Annotated in this window: 14 protein-coding genes; 7 read left to right on the forward strand and 7 right to left on the reverse strand. The window is 68.3% G+C overall.

The features are described 5' to 3' along the window. Together GA0115259_RS20350 and GA0115259_RS42875 are read left to right on the forward strand one after the other, a co-directional pair. On the forward strand, window positions 1-519 hold a 519-nt coding region (locus GA0115259_RS20350; protein WP_141716631.1), incomplete at its 5' end, for an alpha/beta fold hydrolase. Window positions 520-601: 82 nt separating this feature from the next. Further along, complete coding sequence (locus GA0115259_RS42875) at window positions 602-1,072, forward strand: VOC family protein (protein WP_370748262.1); 471 nt, start codon at window positions 602-604, stop codon at window positions 1,070-1,072. On the opposite strand, the gene GA0115259_RS20360 is transcribed toward GA0115259_RS42875, so the two are convergent. The 3 genes from GA0115259_RS20360 to GA0115259_RS20370 all read right to left on the reverse strand — a co-directional run bounded on the left by GA0115259_RS20360 (window position 1,004) and on the right by GA0115259_RS20370 (window position 4,254). After that, complete coding sequence (locus GA0115259_RS20360) at window positions 1,004-3,142, reverse strand: protein kinase domain-containing protein (protein WP_161230424.1); 2,139 nt, start codon at window positions 3,140-3,142, stop codon at window positions 1,004-1,006. The genes GA0115259_RS42875 and GA0115259_RS20360 overlap by 69 nt on opposite strands. A 128-nt stretch (window positions 3,143-3,270) precedes the next feature. Next, complete coding sequence (locus GA0115259_RS39660; protein WP_141716632.1) at window positions 3,271-3,744, reverse strand: hypothetical protein; 474 nt, start codon at window positions 3,742-3,744, stop codon at window positions 3,271-3,273. 12 nt (window positions 3,745-3,756) lie between these two features. Further along, entirely contained in the window at window positions 3,757-4,254 is a 498-nt protein-coding gene (locus tag GA0115259_RS20370) for a hypothetical protein (RefSeq protein WP_141716633.1), read from the reverse strand. Window positions 4,255-4,743: 489 nt separating this feature from the next. Between GA0115259_RS20370 and GA0115259_RS20375 the strand changes: the two genes are divergently transcribed. Next, window positions 4,744-5,283: a hypothetical protein gene (locus GA0115259_RS20375; RefSeq protein ID WP_093599116.1), complete on the forward strand. Its 540-nt coding sequence runs from the start codon at window positions 4,744-4,746 to the stop codon at window positions 5,281-5,283. A gap of 52 nt (window positions 5,284-5,335) precedes the next feature. Here GA0115259_RS20375 and GA0115259_RS20380 read toward each other — a convergent pair whose 3' ends face one another. Then, window positions 5,336-6,355, reverse strand: coding sequence for an LLM class flavin-dependent oxidoreductase (locus tag GA0115259_RS20380; protein WP_093599151.1), 1,020 nt, complete (start codon window positions 6,353-6,355; stop codon window positions 5,336-5,338). A gap of 744 nt (window positions 6,356-7,099) precedes the next feature. On the opposite strand from GA0115259_RS20380, the gene GA0115259_RS20385 reads away from it, so the two are divergent. Next, complete coding sequence (locus tag GA0115259_RS20385) at window positions 7,100-7,426, forward strand: MiAMP1 family antimicrobial peptide (protein WP_093599119.1); 327 nt, start codon at window positions 7,100-7,102, stop codon at window positions 7,424-7,426. A gap of 100 nt (window positions 7,427-7,526) precedes the next feature. Here the strand turns inward: GA0115259_RS20385 and GA0115259_RS40420 are convergent, their stop codons facing one another. Continuing rightward, on the reverse strand, window positions 7,527-7,703 hold the full coding sequence (locus tag GA0115259_RS40420) for a hypothetical protein (protein ID WP_176732601.1): 177 nt from the start codon (window positions 7,701-7,703) through the stop codon (window positions 7,527-7,529). Between the two features lie 206 nt (window positions 7,704-7,909). Here GA0115259_RS40420 and GA0115259_RS20390 point away from each other — a divergent pair, with 206 nt between their 5' ends. Both GA0115259_RS20390 and GA0115259_RS20395 read left to right on the forward strand, forming a co-directional pair. Continuing rightward, on the forward strand, window positions 7,910-9,580 hold the full coding sequence (locus GA0115259_RS20390) for a serine/threonine-protein kinase (RefSeq protein ID WP_093599122.1): 1,671 nt from the start codon (window positions 7,910-7,912) through the stop codon (window positions 9,578-9,580). Then, a complete protein-coding gene (locus GA0115259_RS20395; protein WP_176732602.1) occupies window positions 9,577-10,371 on the forward strand; it encodes a hypothetical protein in 795 nt (264 codons plus the stop codon). The genes GA0115259_RS20390 and GA0115259_RS20395 overlap by 4 nt, the downstream gene beginning before the upstream one ends. Before the next feature lie 85 nt (window positions 10,372-10,456). On the opposite strand, the gene GA0115259_RS20400 is transcribed toward GA0115259_RS20395, so the two are convergent. Together GA0115259_RS20400 and GA0115259_RS20405 are read right to left on the reverse strand one after the other, a co-directional pair. After that, a complete protein-coding gene (locus tag GA0115259_RS20400; RefSeq protein WP_093599125.1) occupies window positions 10,457-11,920 on the reverse strand; it encodes a hypothetical protein in 1,464 nt (487 codons plus the stop codon). A gap of 159 nt (window positions 11,921-12,079) precedes the next feature. Beyond that, entirely contained in the window at window positions 12,080-15,064 is a 2,985-nt protein-coding gene (locus tag GA0115259_RS20405; RefSeq protein ID WP_093599154.1) for a carbohydrate binding domain-containing protein, read from the reverse strand. A 491-nt stretch (window positions 15,065-15,555) separates the two neighbouring features. On the opposite strand from GA0115259_RS20405, the gene GA0115259_RS20410 reads away from it, so the two are divergent. Continuing rightward, window positions 15,556-17,991, forward strand: coding sequence for a phosphoketolase family protein (locus GA0115259_RS20410; RefSeq protein WP_093599128.1), 2,436 nt, complete (start codon window positions 15,556-15,558; stop codon window positions 17,989-17,991). The last annotated feature ends 1 nt before the right edge of the window (window position 17,992 follow it).

A 17,992-nucleotide genomic window follows, 5' to 3' on the forward strand; every position in this document is an offset into this window, starting at 1 on the left:
GTCGATCTGCGCGGCTGCGGCGAGTCCAGTGTCGGCTGGCCGACCTGGAGCCGCACCGCCATCGCGGGCGACCTGCGGGTGAAGCGCTTCCGGCAGGGCATGCTGCGGCTGCTCGGCACAGGCGCTTTCCGCAGCGTGCCATTCTGGCGCTCGTACCTCGACGTGGCCTACCCCGGTGTGAAGCCGGCCGACTGGGCCGAGCGGCTCGGCCGCATCGACTCCCTGCTGCGTGAGCCGGGCCGGATGAAGGCCATGCAGGGCATGGGCCGCAGCGCCCCGACCGACGCCGGCGCGCAGCTCGGCAACGTCCGCTGCCTGGTCCTGGTCGTAATAGGCACGCTCGCCCCCGACTGGGCCGACCCGTACGCCGAGGGTTCGGCGATCGTTGATGCCCTGCCCTCCGGCCTCGGTCGCATGGAGATGATCGAGGGCGCCGGGCACTACCCGCACGACCAGTTCTCCGACCAGGTGGTCTCGCTGATGCTCGCCTTCCTCCGACCGGAGGCCGCTCATGCCTAGGGCCGGTCTGGACCCGGCCGCCGTGGTCGCGGCCGGTGCCGCCCTCGCCGACGAGGTGGGCCTCGCCGGCCTGACGATAGGTCTGCTCATCGACTACGCAGAACCTGAGCGCGTCGCTCGTTTCTGGTGCGAGGTGCTGGGGTACGTCGTATCGCCGCCACCGGACGGGTTCGCCACTTGGGACGATTTCGACCGCTCTCGATCTTCTGAGGATCAAGGTTCATGGTTCGCCTGCAGTGATCCCTTAGGTGCGGGCCCACGACTGTTCTTTCAGCGCGTTCCCGAAGGCAAGGTCGTCAAGAACCGGCTGCATCTGCATCGTGATGCAGGACATCGAGGGCAACGAGTTCTGTCTCGACTGAGCATCCTCCGAGACGGCGAGGCGGGAGCCGTCTCCCTTGGGTCTCTCTTACCCGAGCGGCGGCCCGAGGTGGCCGATGACGCGGTCTGCGGCCGACGCGGCGGTTCGGCAAGCGCTGGGAGGTCAGTTCGACGTGTTCGGGTGGAGTGGATCGAGGGAGCGGAGGCTTCCGTTCGCCATGGTGACCAGTGAGCCGCCTGTCCGCATCGGGGACGTTCCCTCCGATGAACCGAAGGCGCTTGTGCCCATGGCGGGTGTCTGCCATCGCTTGCGGCCCGTCCGCAGGTCCAGGGCGACCAGCCGTCCGCTGTAGCTCGACAGATACACCGCTCCCTCCCGGCCGGAGGCGATCGGCGGTCCCAGCAGATCCACCGTTGTGTCCTCGCTCCACAACTGCTCACCCGTGGTGGTGTCGATCGCGGTAACCAGGCCGGTGTCCTGGACGAAGAAGAGACGGCCCTCGGCCAGTGTCGCGGCGCCGACCGGACGCGCGGGCAGGTTCAACGTCCGCCGGACGCCCGTCCGTACATCGACACGCAGCAGGGAACGGACCCGCTCAACCGGTCCGTCCTCGGCAGCCCAGACCAGTATGAGCAGGTCGCTTCCGTCGAGCCCGACTGGGTGGGTGAGACCCTTCACGTGGGTGATCTCCTCCGGAGTTCCGTTCCCCGGATCCAGGCGCAGAAAAGTGGTCCCCTCCTGCGGAGTGCCGGAACACGCGGCGTACGGCGCGTCGTCGAAGACCAGGGACTCGCAGATCAGCCCGTCACCGGGCCACGGCGTCGACCACAGCTCAGCGCCGGTGGCGGCGTCACGGCCGACAAGCGAACCGTCCTCAAGGCCGTCGCTGCTGAGCACCGCACGGCCGAAGAACGCCACCCTGCCGGTAAAGGCCGCCCTTCTCGTCCAGAGTCTCTTCCCGGTCTTCGCGTCCAGGACGATGAGATCCTCCCTCTGCGAACCGTCCGAGTCGGCAGGCCCACGCAGCAGAACACGCCCGGCCCGCGCATCGACATCACCGGACGACCCGGGCTCGGAGGACGGGACCCGCCAGTCGACATGCCCGGACGCGGCGTCGATCCGCGCCGCGTGGAAACCGTTCCCACTGCAGTAGACGGCGAGTCCGTCCGAACGGCAGTCCGCGAACGCATCGGGCTCGCCGTTCGCACCGGACAGGGCCAGCTCCCACGGCCGCCAGCCCGTAGGCAGTGCGGCCTCCCGCACCGGCGAAGGCCGGCCGGCACCCGCAGAGGAGGGCATGGCGGACGGCCGATCGTCCGCCGGCTTCCCGGTGCCCATGTCGTCCGTCAGCACCAGCGCGCCCGCCCCGAGACCGACCACGGTGACCGCGGCCACCAGGGCGAGCGAGGACCTGCCGCGCAACGGCCGTAGCCACCCCGGACCCGACGACGGTCCGGACACAGGCCGCGAGGCGTCGTCGTCGGCCGACAGGTCCTCCTCGGACAACTCGCCCAGCATCCGGGCCAGTTCTCCCAGATCCGGCCGGCCCGACGGATCCTTGTCCAGACACCGTTCGACAATCCCGCGCAGTGGCGGCGCCACACGGTCCAGAGCGGGCTCCTCGTGCACCACCTGATACATCGTCAGATAGGGACTCTCCGCGTCGAAGGGCCCGTGGCCGGTTGCCGCGTACACCAGCAGCGCGCCGAGCGAGAAGATGTCCGAGGCCGTGGTCACCTCACGCGGACGGCTCAGCGCCTCCGGCGACATGAACGGCGGTGTGCCCATGATGTGCCCGGTGAACGTGAGTGACTCGTGGTCGACCGCCCGCGAGATCCCGAAGTCGATGACCCTCGGTCCATCCGGTGCCATCAGCACATTCGCCGGCTTCAGATCGCGGTGCACCACGTCCACACGGTGGATGTCGCCCAGCGCCTCCACCAGCCCCCGGGCCAGCCGCAGCACCTCCGCCGCCGGTAGTGGCCCTTGTTTGTCGACCCGGTCCGACAAGGTGGGAGCGGGCACGTACAGCGTGGCCATCCACGGCAGCCCCGCATCGGGATCGGCATCCACCACCGAGGCGGTGAACGCGCCGCTGACCCGTCTGACCGCAGCCACCTCCTGCCGGAAGCGAGTCCTGAACTCCTCGTTCTGGGCGAACTGCGCATGCACGACCTTGACGGCGACCTGTCTGCCGGACGCGGAGCGCGCCAGATAGACCACCCCCATACCACCGGACCCGAGCCGGTCCAGAAGCTGGTAGCCACCGACCGAATCCGGATCCACCGCGCTCAGCGGCACGCACTCACACCCTTCCGGCCCTGCCCTGTCACCACGCTGTCGGTCTTCGACGCTCTGGCAGGCGATCTTCCCAATCACCTGGCGCCCATGCCGCGTCATCGCGTGGAATTGGCCGGGAATCCTCTCAGCTATCCGGCAGCGCCCGAAAGAATGGGACGTGTTCTGCCGTTCTGTGGGCAGGTCCAGGAGGCCGCGCCGTCCACCACCTTGGCCACGGCAGGGTGGCGGTGCCCCGGACAGCGCGGGACCGGAGCACCGCCGGTGTGCTCCAGCACGCTGTCCTGCAACTGTTCGGCCAGCAGGGCCACAGCTTCGGCTTCGGTCATGGACTGCTCCAGAAGAACGCTGGTGGAGGAGCCGTCATCGAACGCGAGCACGACGAGGATCGAGCAAGGGTGACGAGCGGAGGACGGCTCGACGGGCTCTTCGCCGTTGTGGATGTCCATGTCCAGTCGAGAAGTGAACGCAGTGTCGCCGGACGGTACTTCGGGCTCACGATCAGCGGCTGACACCGTCACGTTCAGAGTGTGGCCGACGGGATCACCGAGCTGCCGCAGAATGTCTTCTGCCCAGTTCAGGACTGAGGTGGTGGTCAGTTTCATCGTGCCGCTTCACTACTTCTTCGCCTTGACATCCGACGCCCAGGTGATGGACCCGGTGCCGGTCCTCCCGCCGATATTGACCCGGAAGGCCATATAGTCCTGGAACTGAACGTGATCGCCGTGCCTTACGGGCTTGAGAGTGCCGTGGAAATGGTAGCTCTTGCCCACCACATGACCCGCGTTGTTAGGTTTCCTCTTGCCATTGTTCCACCACGAGACGCCCCTCTCGTTGACCTTCGAGGTAATGAAGGACTTCACCCGCGCGGAGATCTTGTAACCCCAGTTGATGGTGCTGTACTTGCAGTTGAAGCGAGCGTGGAGTGTGCCGTTCGCATCGCTCCAACTCGCGTTCTTGTCGCAGCGCAGGGTCGCGGGTGCCCTCTTCTTCTCCACCGGTCCCACCGGTCCCACCTGGTGCCGGGCGCCGCCCGAAGCCTCCTGGGCGGCCTTCCTGCCGGTCGTCGGTGCGCCGACGACCGCGGCGATCCGGTCGCGTTCCGCGCGGGTCAACTTCAGCGGAGAGCCATCGGAATTCGGGTCCAGCGTCACGCGCAGAGTCGTTTCCGACCCGCCCGTGGCCGTGGTCGAGACAAAAGTCCTGTCCTCGGCGGGAGTCGTCGCAGACGTGGCTGTGACTGCGGCCGCCACTGTGTGCGTACTGGCCCCGGAGGCGCTGCTCATCGCAGGCACGGCGTGCGTTGCTCCAGTAACGGACGCCGTCACCGCCAACGCGAGACAGCCGGACGCCGTAGCGTTCTTCCACGAAAGACGCATTCGCTCTGGTCTCCTCTACTCGCTGTGGGACACGAGAATTTCGCATCCCTGGCGATTCAGGACCGTCTTCCCAGCCCAATCACCTGATGGAGTGATGCGGCCGAACCCACACGTGGGGCCAACGGGAGTCGGCCGTCGAGATCAACGCCGTACGCCGGGTGATCGGCGGACTCGGTTGTCGAGATTTTCACGACAAGCAGCGCATCCGGCAATACGGTTGTCGTTATGGACGCGGGGTTGGCCGCTGTGATCGGTGCTGCCGTCGGTGCGCTCGGGGGAATGGGTGGTGGGCTTCTCAGTACTCTTGGTCAGGGTGCCCAGCAGCGGCGCCAGCAGTTGATCGACCGTGAGAACCGCCTTGAGCAGACACGTCGTGAGGCGTATCTCGTCTGCATGGACACCTCCAAGCAGTTGACCGCGGCATGGTGGAAGTTGGCCAATCACCTGCTCGCGGAGGACAGCACAGCCGAGCAGCGGCAGCAGAGTGCCCTGGAGGCACAGACCGGGTGGGCAAGGTTCAGCCTGGCCGCGGACGCCGCGAGTATCGCCGGTCCCAACAAGGTGGCCGAGACAGTCGCAGCACTCCGCGAGGCCATGTGGCGGATGGACCGTGCGGGCACCTCCTGGTACGAATGCGCGCGCCGTGGCGAGAGCACACACCTCGCTGCCTGCGAAGCGGAGTACAGGGCGGCGGAAGCAGCGCGGACCCAGCTCGGGTATGCCTTTCAAACCGCCGCCAGGAGCGCTCTCCACGCCGAGCACTGAGCCTTCCGCAACCTGTGGCTCTACGGGGCCGACTCCGGCCCCGGCGCCATGATCAGGTGGCTGCTTGCCAGCCGAGTGCCGGCCCCAGCTTGGTGGCGATGTCGGTGAGGATCTGAACGTAGTCCTCGTGGTCGAAGGTGAAGGGCAGCGCGAACGCGACCTCGTCGATCTCGCGGAAAGCGGCGTGGGAGTAAAGGCGTTCGGCGATCTCCGCAGAGGTTCCGACGAGATCGGGCGCGAACATCATGCGGGCCGGTCCCTGCGGTGTGGCGGTACGTGGTGTGCGCTTCCGGGCGTATTCCTCGTACTTCGCGCGTTGCTCCGGCGAGGCGGTGTCGGTGGGGATGACGACGAGTCCCTGGGAGACTCGGGCGCGGTCGCCGTCCGGGTGGTGGGCACGGAATGTCCGTATGTGCGAGAGCTGGATCTCGGCGAAGTCCTCGGACTCCTCCGCCTTCACGACGCTGCTGGTCAAGAAGTTCATCCCGTTCTCACCGGCCCACTGAGCCGACCGCAGACTGGCGCCGCCGTACCACATCCGACGGCCCAGACCGTGAGCACGGGGCTGGACTCGGTCGGAGAACACCTCGAAGCCCTCAACACCGCTGAAATCGGTGGCCTGTTCGCCGCGTACGAAGTCCAGGAGCCGCCGCACACGGTCGTAGCTGAAATCCTCGACGTCGGCGGTGTCGGGATAGAGCGCGTGTTTGACCTGGTCGTAGTGCATCGGCGGGCCGACACTGACACCCGGATTGAGGCGTCCTCCGGACAGGATGTCGACGGTCGCCAGGTCCTCCGCCAGTCGCAGCGGATTCTCCCAGCCCAGAGGGATGACCGCTGTGCCCAGTTCGATACGGCTGGTGCGCTGCGTGGCCGCCGCCAGGACCGCGACGGGAGAGGCGATGCCGTACTGAAGATGGCGGTGGCGCATCCACGTGCTGTCGAAGCCCAGCTTCTCACCGAGTTCGATGATCTCCAGTGTCGACTCGTGACCGCGGCGAGGATCGGCCTCGTCGAACAACCCAATGGTCAAGAAGCCCAGCTTCCGCAACGGTTCCGAAGTCAGCGGCACAGGGATCCCCCCCTCGTCCACGGCGTGCTCCACCGCACACCAGCACAGTCCCGATTGTCGCAGGCGGTCCTCTACGGGCTGGTGCCGACGTCACGCCGCCGCGGCTCGCCGCGCAGCGCCGGTGGGAGGCACAGTCCTGGCTCAGGCCGTGACACCGGCGTCCGGCGCTCGTTGAATGGGACATGTGGTTGGCGGGCCCCGGACGTGGTGACGTCCGGGGCCCGTCGGCGTCCGCGCCGGCGACAATCCAGGGAATCCGGTGGACGAACGACGGGAACGGGCCTGTCGTGGCCCGCTGCCATGATGGGCGTACAGGGCGAGGGGCCAGGCCGTCCCAGTTAGCTGCGCGCCCGCCCGCGCGAGCGGTAAGGGCGCGGTATGTCGCTACGGATTCCTCGCCCCGGGCGAGGCGCCGCGCCGGCGACTGCGGCCGTAGCAGCACCCAGCCAGGTGTGAGACACCGCGTCAGCACGGCGCCGAACAGCGGCCCGCCCGCCCGGACAGCGACCCGGGTCAGCAGCCGCAGTGGCGGCGGCAGGATACGCGCAGTCCCCATATGGCTCCCCCTCGTAGGGGGACGGCCGGTCCCGCGCCCTGGTCGCACGCCACGCGGTGAGGACGCAGCGGAACGTCGGCCTCGGGCTTACACCGACTGCGCCGGTTCCATTCGCGCACCCATCACACTTCGTGTTCACATGACATCGCAAAGTCATCTTCTGTTTTTGGTCAACCAGAGGAGTTGCCATGCGTAACCGTCACACCCTGCGTCTCGCTGTCACCTCGGCCGTGACGTCCGCCGCGCTGGCCCTGACGTCCGGAGCCGCGCTGGCGAGCGACTGGTACGGCTACCCGCGGTCGAATCAGCAGGGCCAGCCCCAGCACATCCTGGCCTGCGGTTGCAGCAATCTCGACGAGGGCAAGCGCGGCTCCTACTACTTCGACCACCGTGGACAGGACGCGACGATGTTCAACGACCGCGACTGTCCCCGAGGTCACGGGCACTACACGTTCCGGGGCGACTCCGAGCGGAACGCGTCGTTCGGCTGGAAGAGCATCCACATCCACTGCTGACGGATACGGCCCAAGGCCGTCCAAGGCCGTCCAACGCAGTCCTCGCGGGCGCCCGGCCGGAATTCTCCGGCCGGGCGTTCCCTACTCAAGGGATCCGTACTCAAGGGAAGAGCAAGATGCCCACGAGCACCAGCACGACAAAGGCGATGAGGAGAAGCGTGGTGGTCCGTATGCGGTGGTGTTCCGGCACGAAGCTCTCCGAACGGCCGCGAGGGCGGTCCTCCGGCAGCTTGGGGTTGTCCGGCCGGTCGCGGGAGTAGAAGTCGGTGTCGGCCATAAGAACCTCTTGGAAGTCGTGACTCCATATGAGGCCGGGGACTCTGGCCCCATACATCGACTTTACCTCCCAAAAAGGACCGGTGCCGCGCCGGACTTCCGTACGGGAACCGGACGTGGCGGATTTGTGTCTGCCATGAGGACAGGGTGTGGGCTACCGTCCGCCGGTCGCGCGACAGCGACCGGCGGCGCCGCCGAGGGGGAGAAATGAACGCCTGGTCCGTCCCCGGATATACGGAGTCCCGCGAACTGGGCTCCGGCGGCAGTGGGCGGGTCGTCCTCGCCGTCCATGACGCCACCGGCGTACCCGTCGCCGTCAAGTATCTCAGCGAGCGCCTGCACACCGACTCCGCGTTCGTCCGCTCGTTCCGGGCCGAGGCGCGTCTTCTCAGCGGCCTCGGCACACCGTACGTGGTGGGTCTGTACGAGTACGTCGAGGCACCGCGCGGCGCCGCGATTGTCATGGAGCTGGTCAACGGCATCGCCCTGAGCGCACTGCTGCGGCAGGAGGGCCCCACCGGTCCGGAAGCGGCGCTCGTGGTACTCAAGGGATCGCTGCTCGGGCTGGCCGCCGCGCACCGGGCGGGCGTCGTCCACCGCGACTACAAGCCGGAGAACGTCCTGGTCGCCACGGACGGTTCGTCCAAGCTGGTGGACTTCGGCATCGCCACGGGCCGTGGCAGCACGCCGGGCGTGGCCGGAACTCCCGCCTATATGGCCCCGGAACAGTGGAACGGAGAGCCCGCCTCCCCCGCGGCCGATGTCTACGCGGCGACCGCGACCTTCTACGAATGCCTCACCGGCCGCAAGCCGTTCTCCGGCGAGAACTTCGCCGAGCTGGCGCTCCAGCACATCGGCGCGCCCGTTCCCGAGGAAGAGGCGCCCGAACCGGTCCGTCCGCTGATCCGCCGCGGTCTGGCCAAGGAGCCCCGGGAACGGCCTCACAACGCGGACGCGTTCGTCGCGGAGCTGGAGGAGCTCGCCGGGACGGCCTACGGACCGGACTGGGAGGAGCGGGGACAGCGGAAGCTCGCCGCGCTCGCCGCCCTGCTCCCGCTGCTCCTCCCGTACGCGGGTGGCGGGCCCGCGGGCACGACCGCGCTGGCCACAACGGCGCTGGGCGGTGGACGGCGCGGTGCAGGCGGACGGCGCGGTGGCAGGCGAGGCCGTAGCTGGAAGCCCGGCGTGAGAGGGATGCTGGCCACCGCTGTCGCACTGGTCATCGCCGTCGTGGCGGCCGTCACCGCAGGAGCGGTGGGAGACAGTCCGGAACGGACAACGGCCCAGGCGGTCACCACCGCGGGTCCGGTCCAGAACCCGGGCGCGGGTCCGGACGCCACCGCGTCCGTCGGCCCGTCCGGCTCCATGAGCCCGTCGCCGACGGGCAGTGCCTCTTCTGGCGGCTCGCCCACCTCGCCCTCCGTCACCGACAGCGCGACTGCCGGGACGGCCGGTACCTCCACACCGCCCGTGGCGCCACCGCCACCGCCCGCCTCACCGTCCTCGTCCACTCCCTCGGTCACACCGACCTCCTCGGCTCCGACGACGGATCCCGTACGCGTGAAGTCCGTCTCCGTCACCGGACTACGGCAGACGGGTACGACGACCGCCACCGCCGCCGTCGGCGTCGCCACGGACGGCACGGGTCCCGTCACCGTCGCCATCACCTGGTCCGCCGGCGAGACATACGGTGAACTCGGCGCCCAGGACGGTTCGCAGACCTTCCGGCGCGAAGGCGCCACGCAGTACACGATCCAACTCGACCACACGTTCCAGCGGCAGGGCTGTTACTGGGGCGTACAGGCGACCACCGATCCGGCGGCGGCGAGCGGCGGCTCCTCGCAGCAGATCCTGATCCGGCGGTGCGTCATCTCATGAGCGATCCCCGTATCCCTTACCACCACGACGACGCGAAGCCCGAGCACCCGGAGAACGAGAACAAATCCGGGAATGAGAGCGGCAACGAGACCCCGCCTGCCAGCGGTCCCGGTCCCAGCCCCGGTCCCGACACCTACAACGCGACCGTCCTCGGCAGCCACTGGTTCGAACGGCCCGACCCGACACAGGTCCCGGAAACGCTCCCCGCACCGGAGGCGCCGGAACCGCTGCCGGAGGCGGCGCCGGACCGTGTCGAAGGCCAGGTCCTCCGCTTCGGCCCGGGAGTGACCGCCGCCGTCCGCAACCGGCACCACGAGAACACCACCACCGCAGCCGCCCTCTGGCACGGCACTCTGCCCGGACAGCCGCCCGGACCGGAGCCGGCCCCCGAGCACCGCTCCGGAGGCCCGCGCCGGTACGCGCTCGCCGCCGCGGTCCTGCTCGCCGTTCTGGTGTTCCTCGCCTGGCAGCGGTACGGGCCCGCCCTCGCCGTACAGGACGTGACCGTACGAACCGCCCTGCGCGGGCCCGGATGTGACGGTACGTCGGACATAGTCGGCGTGGTACGGACAAACGGGCGCCCCGGCACGATCACCTACCGCTGGCTGCGCAGCGACGGCACGTCCTCCGACCTGCTGCGCGAGAAGGTGACGCGGGGTCAGAAGACCGCCCGTCTGCACCTGTTGTGGACCTTCCGTGGCCGGGGCGAGTACCGGGCCACCGCCGAACTGCGGATCACCTCGCCGTCCCGGCACACGGCCGTCACACGCTTCGTCTACCGGTGTGTCTGAGCCGCCGCCGTACCTCCGTGCCACGGCGGCGGCTCAGCCGGCCCATCAGCCAGCCGGTCGGCCGACCAGCCAACCGGTCAACCGGTCAGCCGTTCACCACCACAAAGGCCCTGTTGTTGGCCAGATTCGGGTCGAAGTCGCTGATCCTCAGGTCCGGCCGGTCGTTGAGAGTGACCGCCTTGCCGCGAGCGCCCGGCACGACACGGTCGACACGGAGCGAGAACGGGAAGGTGTAACTCGCCCGCTCGTGCAGGAAGACGGGCGTCGTGCAGCGGTAGCGAGGCGCGCCGAGCTGCTCCTCCTGCCATTCGCCCGAGGCGTCGAGCGCGTAGCACTCCTCCGGCTTGGCCGTGACGCGCGTCCCGCGCGGAACGGTGAAGTCCACGGCCGCCACCGGCTCACCCGCGCCGAGTGAGGCCACCCACGCCGGACCGCGGTTCTTCACCGTGACCGACGCGGTGACGGTCTCGCCCGCCGCGCCCGCGGCCTTGCTGCCGATCAGTTTCAGATCCGCGGTGTTGGTGGCGTTGATGAGCATGGAGCGGAAGTTGTCCGACGTGTCGACGTCGACGTCGTCCACGACATCAGCCGCAGCGGCGCCCACGGCGGTGCGAGTCGCGGCACCCGCCGGACGCAGATCGAGTTCGGCTCCGCTGCCCCGGACGAACGGGCGTCCCGCGCGCGCCTGTTCCAATGCCTCGTCCGAGTACGGCTCGACTCCGTAGTCGAAGCGGTCGTAGAGGACGCTCTTCCTGGTCTGCAGCGCGCCCGCGTCGAGGGAGAAGGCCTGGCCGGGAGCGACGGGCTCGTCCAGTACGCACAGGGCCCAGGTGCCGACGGGAGTGGCCGGCGAAGCTTCGTCGGCGTACTCGCAGTTCCCGTACCGGGCGGCGAAGTCCAGGCCGTGCGAGGCGAACAAGCTCAGCAGAGTGCGGTCGGCGGTGCGGTTGCCGTTGTTGGCAAGGGTGATCGGCACATCGACACGGGTCCTCGGTTTCGCACCGTTCTGGTTCGGTGCCTGGACAAGGCCCAGATCGGGTCCGTTGAGGACGGTCACGGTCGTCTCGGCCGGATACGCCGTCAGATCGCCCGCCACGGCCGAGGACCTGATCGTCGCGACCGTTCCCTCGACGGCGGCGGACGTGGCCGTTATCCCGATCTCGGCCCCGTGGACATAGCTGTCCGTCGACAGCCCCGGGAAGGAGCAGTCACCGGTGACGGTACGGTCCTGGCCCGTCCCGCTGATCCGTTCGGTGCAGTTGGCGGGCCAGGTGATCTCGGCGAGGTCCGCCAGCTCGGTGACATCGACGGTGAGTGTGCCCGCGGGCACCACCATGTCGGTGTTGTCGTGCGAGAGTTCGATGTTCAGTGTTCTGGTGGGCGCGTTTCCGTCGGCGTCCGCGCCGAGCAGGGCCATCTCGTAGGGAACCGCGATCCACAGCGCGTCCGACTCGTCGGCATGGGCGGGCCCCGCACCCGCGGCTACCAGAGCGAAGACAGCGAGGAACGGTGTGATGAGGCGACGGGTCAGGGTCAGGCGTCCGGTCATGACGTCTCCCATTGGTCGGGTTGATCGAGTTGATCGAGTTGGTCAGAAGGACAGCCGAAGATACGGCTACGGTCATCAGGACCCATGGGACCGTCGAAAAGTTGTACGGGGCACCACCGGGCCGTGTCTCCTCCCGGAGTGCCCCGTACGGTCGTTGGCTCACTTCAGATACGGTCCCGGCGCGCCGATCCGGCCGGGCCCGTCGAGTACGTACACCCGGAGATTGCCCTTCCCGGGCGCGGCGACGGTCAAACTGCCGTCGGTCACCGCCTTCGCGTCGCCGGTGACGGCGTCCCTGTACATACCGTTGGGAATTCCGGTGTAGGTGGCGGCGCCCGTGACGGTGACCAGCGCGAAGCTGTCCGTCGCGCCCGCCGTGTAGCGGCGCTTGAAGGCCATGGAGCCGCTGATGCCCTCCGTGGAGTACTGGCCCATCTGGAGCGCGGGCACCGCGCGCCGGATCTCGTTGAGCCGCTGGACATGCTTGACCAAGGGCCGGCTGAGCGTGGCGGCGACCTCGCCGCTCGCCGATTCGACCTTGCTGAAGTCCGATGCCCTGACATCTCCGGCGAGATGACCGCCGTAGTAGGCGCGGCCGGTGGTGGCGAGCGGGCAGCTCGGTCCGCAGTCGATCTGCCTGCCCTTCTGGAACTCGATCTCGGATCCGTAGTAGAGCGTGGGAATACCGCGGAAGGTCCACATCAGCGACATGTTCTCGGCCCAGGCGTCGGTGCCGCCGGCATAGCGGGTCGAGGACTTGTTGGGACCGTAGTCATGGCTGTCGACATAGACGACGTTGTAGGTCGCGTCGTTGGTGGAGTCGTCGGAGTCCTTGCCGTTGTGGAACGCGTTGGGTGCGTCGCCGAAGTTCATGTGCATACGCATGTCGATGATGTTCATGCCGGAGAACCGGCTGTGGTCGGGCGCGTGGTAACTGTTCCCGTTGAGGAAGGCGTTGGCGGAGGTGGGCTGATTGCCCGTGCCGAGCTGGTTCTCGTAGGTGAACTGTTCGAGCGCGGCGGCCGTGTCGTCGGCGCTGTACTCCTTGCGCTCCTTCCAGGTGTAGAACTGCGCGGAGTGGTTGACCGAGCCCCGGTTCCACTTGTCGTTGACGAAGGCCGCGACCTCGCCGAAGACGAAGAAGTTACGGGCCGCCTCCGCGCCGAACTTCTCGGTGACGCGTTCCTGGATGGCGGGCAGGAAGCGGCGGTTCCAGGTGACGCGCGGGATGTGCACGGCCGTGTCGACGCGGAAACCGTCGACGCCCATGTCGATGTATTTGTTGTAGGCGCCGATCAGATAGTTCTGTACAGGCGCCGATTCGGTGTTGAAGTCCGCGAGGTCCTCGTGCAGCCAGCAGGAGCGCGCGTCCTCGCCCTCCCAGTTGCCGATCCAGCACTGGTGGTAGTAAGGCTTGGGGAACATGCCCGACGTGGGGCTGGGCCACTGGCAGTTGTAGAGCGTGTAGCCCTCGGGACTCCTGCCGCCGGTGGGTTTGCCCCAGTTCAGACAGGTGTTGCCGGACGGCTCGGCGGTCGACCAGAGATCACCGGTGTAGTACGACTTCCCGGACTTGGGTTCGACGGTGAGGCCGTCATAGGTGAAGCCCTCGTTCTTCTCGTCGTAGTACCAGCTCCACTGCGCGTCGCGGACACCGTAGACGGTGGGCGTGAACAGGCCCTTGGCGCCCCAGCGGGAGGAGTGGTTGTAGACGACGTCCTGATAGATCTTCATGCCCTTGGCGTGGGCCGCGTTGATCAGGTCCTGGTACGAGGCGCCCGCGGACTCCAGCCGGGGATCGACGCGGTAGAAGTCGTAACCGTGGTAGCCGTGGTAGTCGTAGTCGGACCGGTTGAGGACCACCGGAGTGATCCACACGGCGGAGAAGCCGAGCCCTTTGATGTAGTTGAGCTTGTCGACCAGGCCCTTGAAGTCGCCCCGGAACATGGGGTCTTCGTTGGCGGCGTTGCCGGATCTCACATGCTGACTGCCGCCGCGGTTGTTGGCGCTGTCGCCGTCGTTGAACCGCGCGGTGAGGACGAAGTAGATCGGGTCCTTGCGCGGATCGGTGCCGAGTGGCCGGCCGCCGGCGGGCGCGGGCGGTTTCACATCGGTCGTGGCCTGGACGGCCGTCGAGGCCGCGGACACGTTCCCGGCCGCGTCCAGGGCCTTCACCGTGTACGTATAGGTGGTCCGCTCCTCCAGACCGGTGTCGGAGTGGACCGTGGAGCCGGCATCGGTGACGACGGTGCCACGGGTGCCGCCGGTACGGGTGACCTGGTATCCGGTCACACCGGTGTTGTCGGTGGACGGCTGCCAGGACACGACGACGGAGGTGCCGGTGGCGCTCGCGGTCACCTTCGCGGGCACGGTGGGCGCCTCGGTGTCCGGCGGCTGCGCCGCGCACGGATCCTTGGCGTCCTTGGTGACGGTCCTGTTGTCGACGGTGGTGCGGCCGGTGGTCAGCGCGTAGTTGGCGCCGTTGTTGTCCCAGACGCCATTGCCGTTGTTGAAGGTCGCCTGCCAGGTGGTGGCGGTGCCGAGATCGACGGTCCTGCTGACCCAGCCGGTGCAGGCCGGCTCCATGGCGGTGCCGGGCACGGTGGTCCACGAGCCGCCTGTCGGCGCCCAATGGAGGTTGTACGCCGACCAGTTGAGGGCGGCCGTGGCGTAGTAGACGGTCGCGCTGTTACCGGCCGGAGGCTCGGTACCGGCGCACGGATCGCTGTGGGCGACGACGCCGTCCTTGACGGTGATGGTGCCGGTGCCCAGCGCGTAGTCGGCGCCGTTGTTGTTGTCCCAGGTGCCGCCGCCATTGTTGAAGGCGGCCCGTAGTCCCGCGGCGGATCCCAGATCGACTGTCCGCTTCACCCAGTCCGTACAGGCCGGCTCCATCCGTACACCGGGCACGGCGGTCCATGACCCGCCGTCCGGCGCGTAGTGCAGATGGGCGGCGGGCCAGTTCTTGGTCTTCGTGTAGTAGAAGACCGTCGCCGTGTTCGCGGCGGCGACCTGTTCCCGGACGCCGGTTTCCGTACGGTCGGCTCCTTTCGCCGGTATGCCCGAGATCAGTCCCAGGAGGCCGGTTGCCGCCACGAGCGCCGCGAGAGGGCGCCGCAGCGGGCGGCGGAGTTTGCGTCTCATGAGCGTCTCCAATACGAGGCCGTCGCCACGCGTGCCGACGGCCGTCAGCGGGAGGTGCGAGCGGGCGCCGCGATCGCCGGCCGGACACTCCGCGGAGGACGCCATGGAGCACGGTCGCCCCGGATCACTCCGTGGAGCAAGGTCGGGCGATGGCTTCGCAAGAAGAACCAGGAACTTTCTGCAAGCTCTTGCAGAACGGAAGCTACCTGGACATGACAACGGCGTAAAGGCTTTTCGCAGGCTTCTCCGGCGACCTCCGCACGGTCGTCCGGCCGCGCCACCGGCCACCACCCGTTCGGGCCCTGGGCGTGGCCCGAACGGCCCTGGAGCCCTTCGTCCGGCTCGGCCAGGCTGGCCAGCGCCGGACCTCCACAGGGCCCGGCACCTGCCGGGGCCCGGCCCGACGACAGCCGTTTGACATCAGGACCCAACGGGCACCGATCGCCCCCGACAAGGCTGACCACGACACCCACGAGCCGCGGAGGAGAGCCATGCGCGAGGCGAGCACGTCGGCGCGGACCACGGTCACGGCCGCCGTCACCGACGAGGAACTGGCCGCTCTGGTGGCCCATTGGCGGGCCGCCAACTATCTGGCGGTCGGTCAGATCTATCTGATGGCCAATCCGCTGCTCACCGAGCCGCTGCGCCCGGAGCACATCAAACCGCGGCTGCTGGGCCACTGGGGTACGTCCCCTGGGCTGAATCTGGTGTACACCCATCTCAACCGTGTCATCAGGGCCCGTGGCCAGGACACGGTCTGTGTCTGGGGACCAGGACACGGCGGTCCCGCGGTGCTGGCCAACGCCTGGCTGGAGGGCAGCTACTCGGAGGTCTATCCGGACATCGGCCGGGACCGGGACGGCATGGCCCGGCTCTTCCGCCAGTTCTCCTTCCCCGGCGGCGTGCCCAGCCATGTCGCGCCCGAGACGCCCGGCTCGATCCACGAGGGCGGTGAACTCGGCTACTCGCTCTCCCATGCCTACGGCGCCGCGCTCGACCGTCCGGATCTGCTGGTCGCGTGTGTGATCGGCGACGGCGAGGCGGAGACCGGGCCGCTGGCGGCGTCCTGGCACTCCAACAAGTTCCTCGATCCGGTGCGTGACGGCGCGGTGCTGCCGATCCTCCATCTCAACGGCTACAAGATCGCCAATCCGGCGCTGCTCGCCCGTATCCCCGAGCCCGAGCTGGACGAGCTGCTGCGCGGCTACGGCCATGAGCCGCTGCATGTCGACGGCGACGATCCGGACACGGTCCACCGCGCCATGGCCCGGGCGATGGACAGCGCGCTGGACCGTATCGCGCTGATCCAGCGCACCGCCCGGCTGGAGGGCGCCACCGCACGGCCCCGCTGGCCGGTGATCGTGCTCCGTACGCCCAAGGGCTGGACCGGTCCGGTCACCGTGGACGGACTGCCGGTAGAAGGGACCTGGCGCGCGCATCAGGTCCCGCTGCCCGCCGTACGCGAGAATCCGCAGCATCTGCGGCAGTTGGAGGCGTGGCTGCGCTCGTACCGGCCCGAGGAGCTCTTCGACGGCCACGGCCGGCCGCGGGCCCAGGTCCTCGCGTGTGTCCCCGAGGGCACGCGGCGGCTCGGCGCCACGCCGTACGCCAACGGCGGTCTCCTGCTGCGCGAGCTGCCCGTGCCGGCCCTGGAACCGTACGCCGTAAGGGTCGACCGGCCCGGTGTCAGCCTGCATGAACCGACCCGGGTGCTGGGCGATCTGCTGGAAGCGGTCATGGAGGCCACGACCGAGCGCCGTGACTTCCGCGTCGTCGGCCCGGACGAGACGGCGTCCAACCGGCTCCAGGCCCTCTACAAGGCCTCGGGCAAGGCCTGGCAGGCTCAGACGCTGCCCGTGGACGAGCATCTCGACCGGCACGGCCGTGTCATGGAGATCCTCTCCGAGCACACCTGTCAGGGCTGGCTGGAGGGCTATCTCCTGACCGGACGGCACGGTCTCTTCTCGTGCTACGAGGCCTTCGTCCATATCGTGGACTCGATGGTCAACCAGCACATCAAGTGGCTGAAGGTCTCCCGTACGCTGCCGTGGCGGCGCCCGATCGCCTCGCTCAACTATCTGCTGACCTCGCACGTCTGGCGCCAGGACCACAACGGCTTCTCCCACCAGGATCCCGGCTTCATCGACCATGTGCTGAACAAGGCGCCCGAGGTCGTACGGGTCTATCTGCCGCCGGACACCAACACCCTGCTCTGTGTCGCCGACCATGTGCTGCGCAGCCGGGACTATGTCAATGTCGTCGTCGCGGGAAAGCAGCCGTGCTACGACTGGCTCACGCTGGACGAGGCGCGGGCCCACTGCGCCCGTGGCGCGGGTGTGTGGGAGTGGGCCGGTACCGAGCGCGAGGGCGAGGAACCGGATGTGGTGCTGGCCTGCGCGGGCGATGTCCCGACCCAGGAGGTGCTGGCCGCCGCCCTGCTGATCCGCCGCCATCTTCCCCGGCTCGCGGTCCGTGTCGTCAATGTGGTCGATCTGGCCCGGCTGCTGCCGGAGACTCGGCATCCGCACGGACTGTCCGACAGCCAGTACGACGCGCTGTTCACCCGCGACAAGCCGGTGATCTTCGCCTACCACGGCTATCCCTGGCTGATCCACCGCCTCGCCTACCGCCATACCGGCCATGAGCATCTGCATGTACGCGGTTACGAGGAGTCGGGCACCACCACAACGCCCTTCGACATGGTGGTCCGCAACAATCTGGACCGCTACCGGCTGGTCATGGATGTCATCGACCGCGTACCGGGACTGACCGTACGCGCCACTCATGTGCGGCAGGCGATGGAGGAGGCCAGGCTCAGGCATCACTCGTGGATCCGTGAGCACGGCGTCGATCTGCCGGAGGTGACCGACTGGACCTGGCAGCCGGTACCCGTGGACAGCGAGATCTATCCCACGACACGTCTGTGAC

This window comes from Streptomyces sp. MnatMP-M17 (assembly GCF_900091995.1).
Taxonomy (GTDB): Bacteria; Actinomycetota; Actinomycetes; order Streptomycetales; family Streptomycetaceae; genus Streptomyces.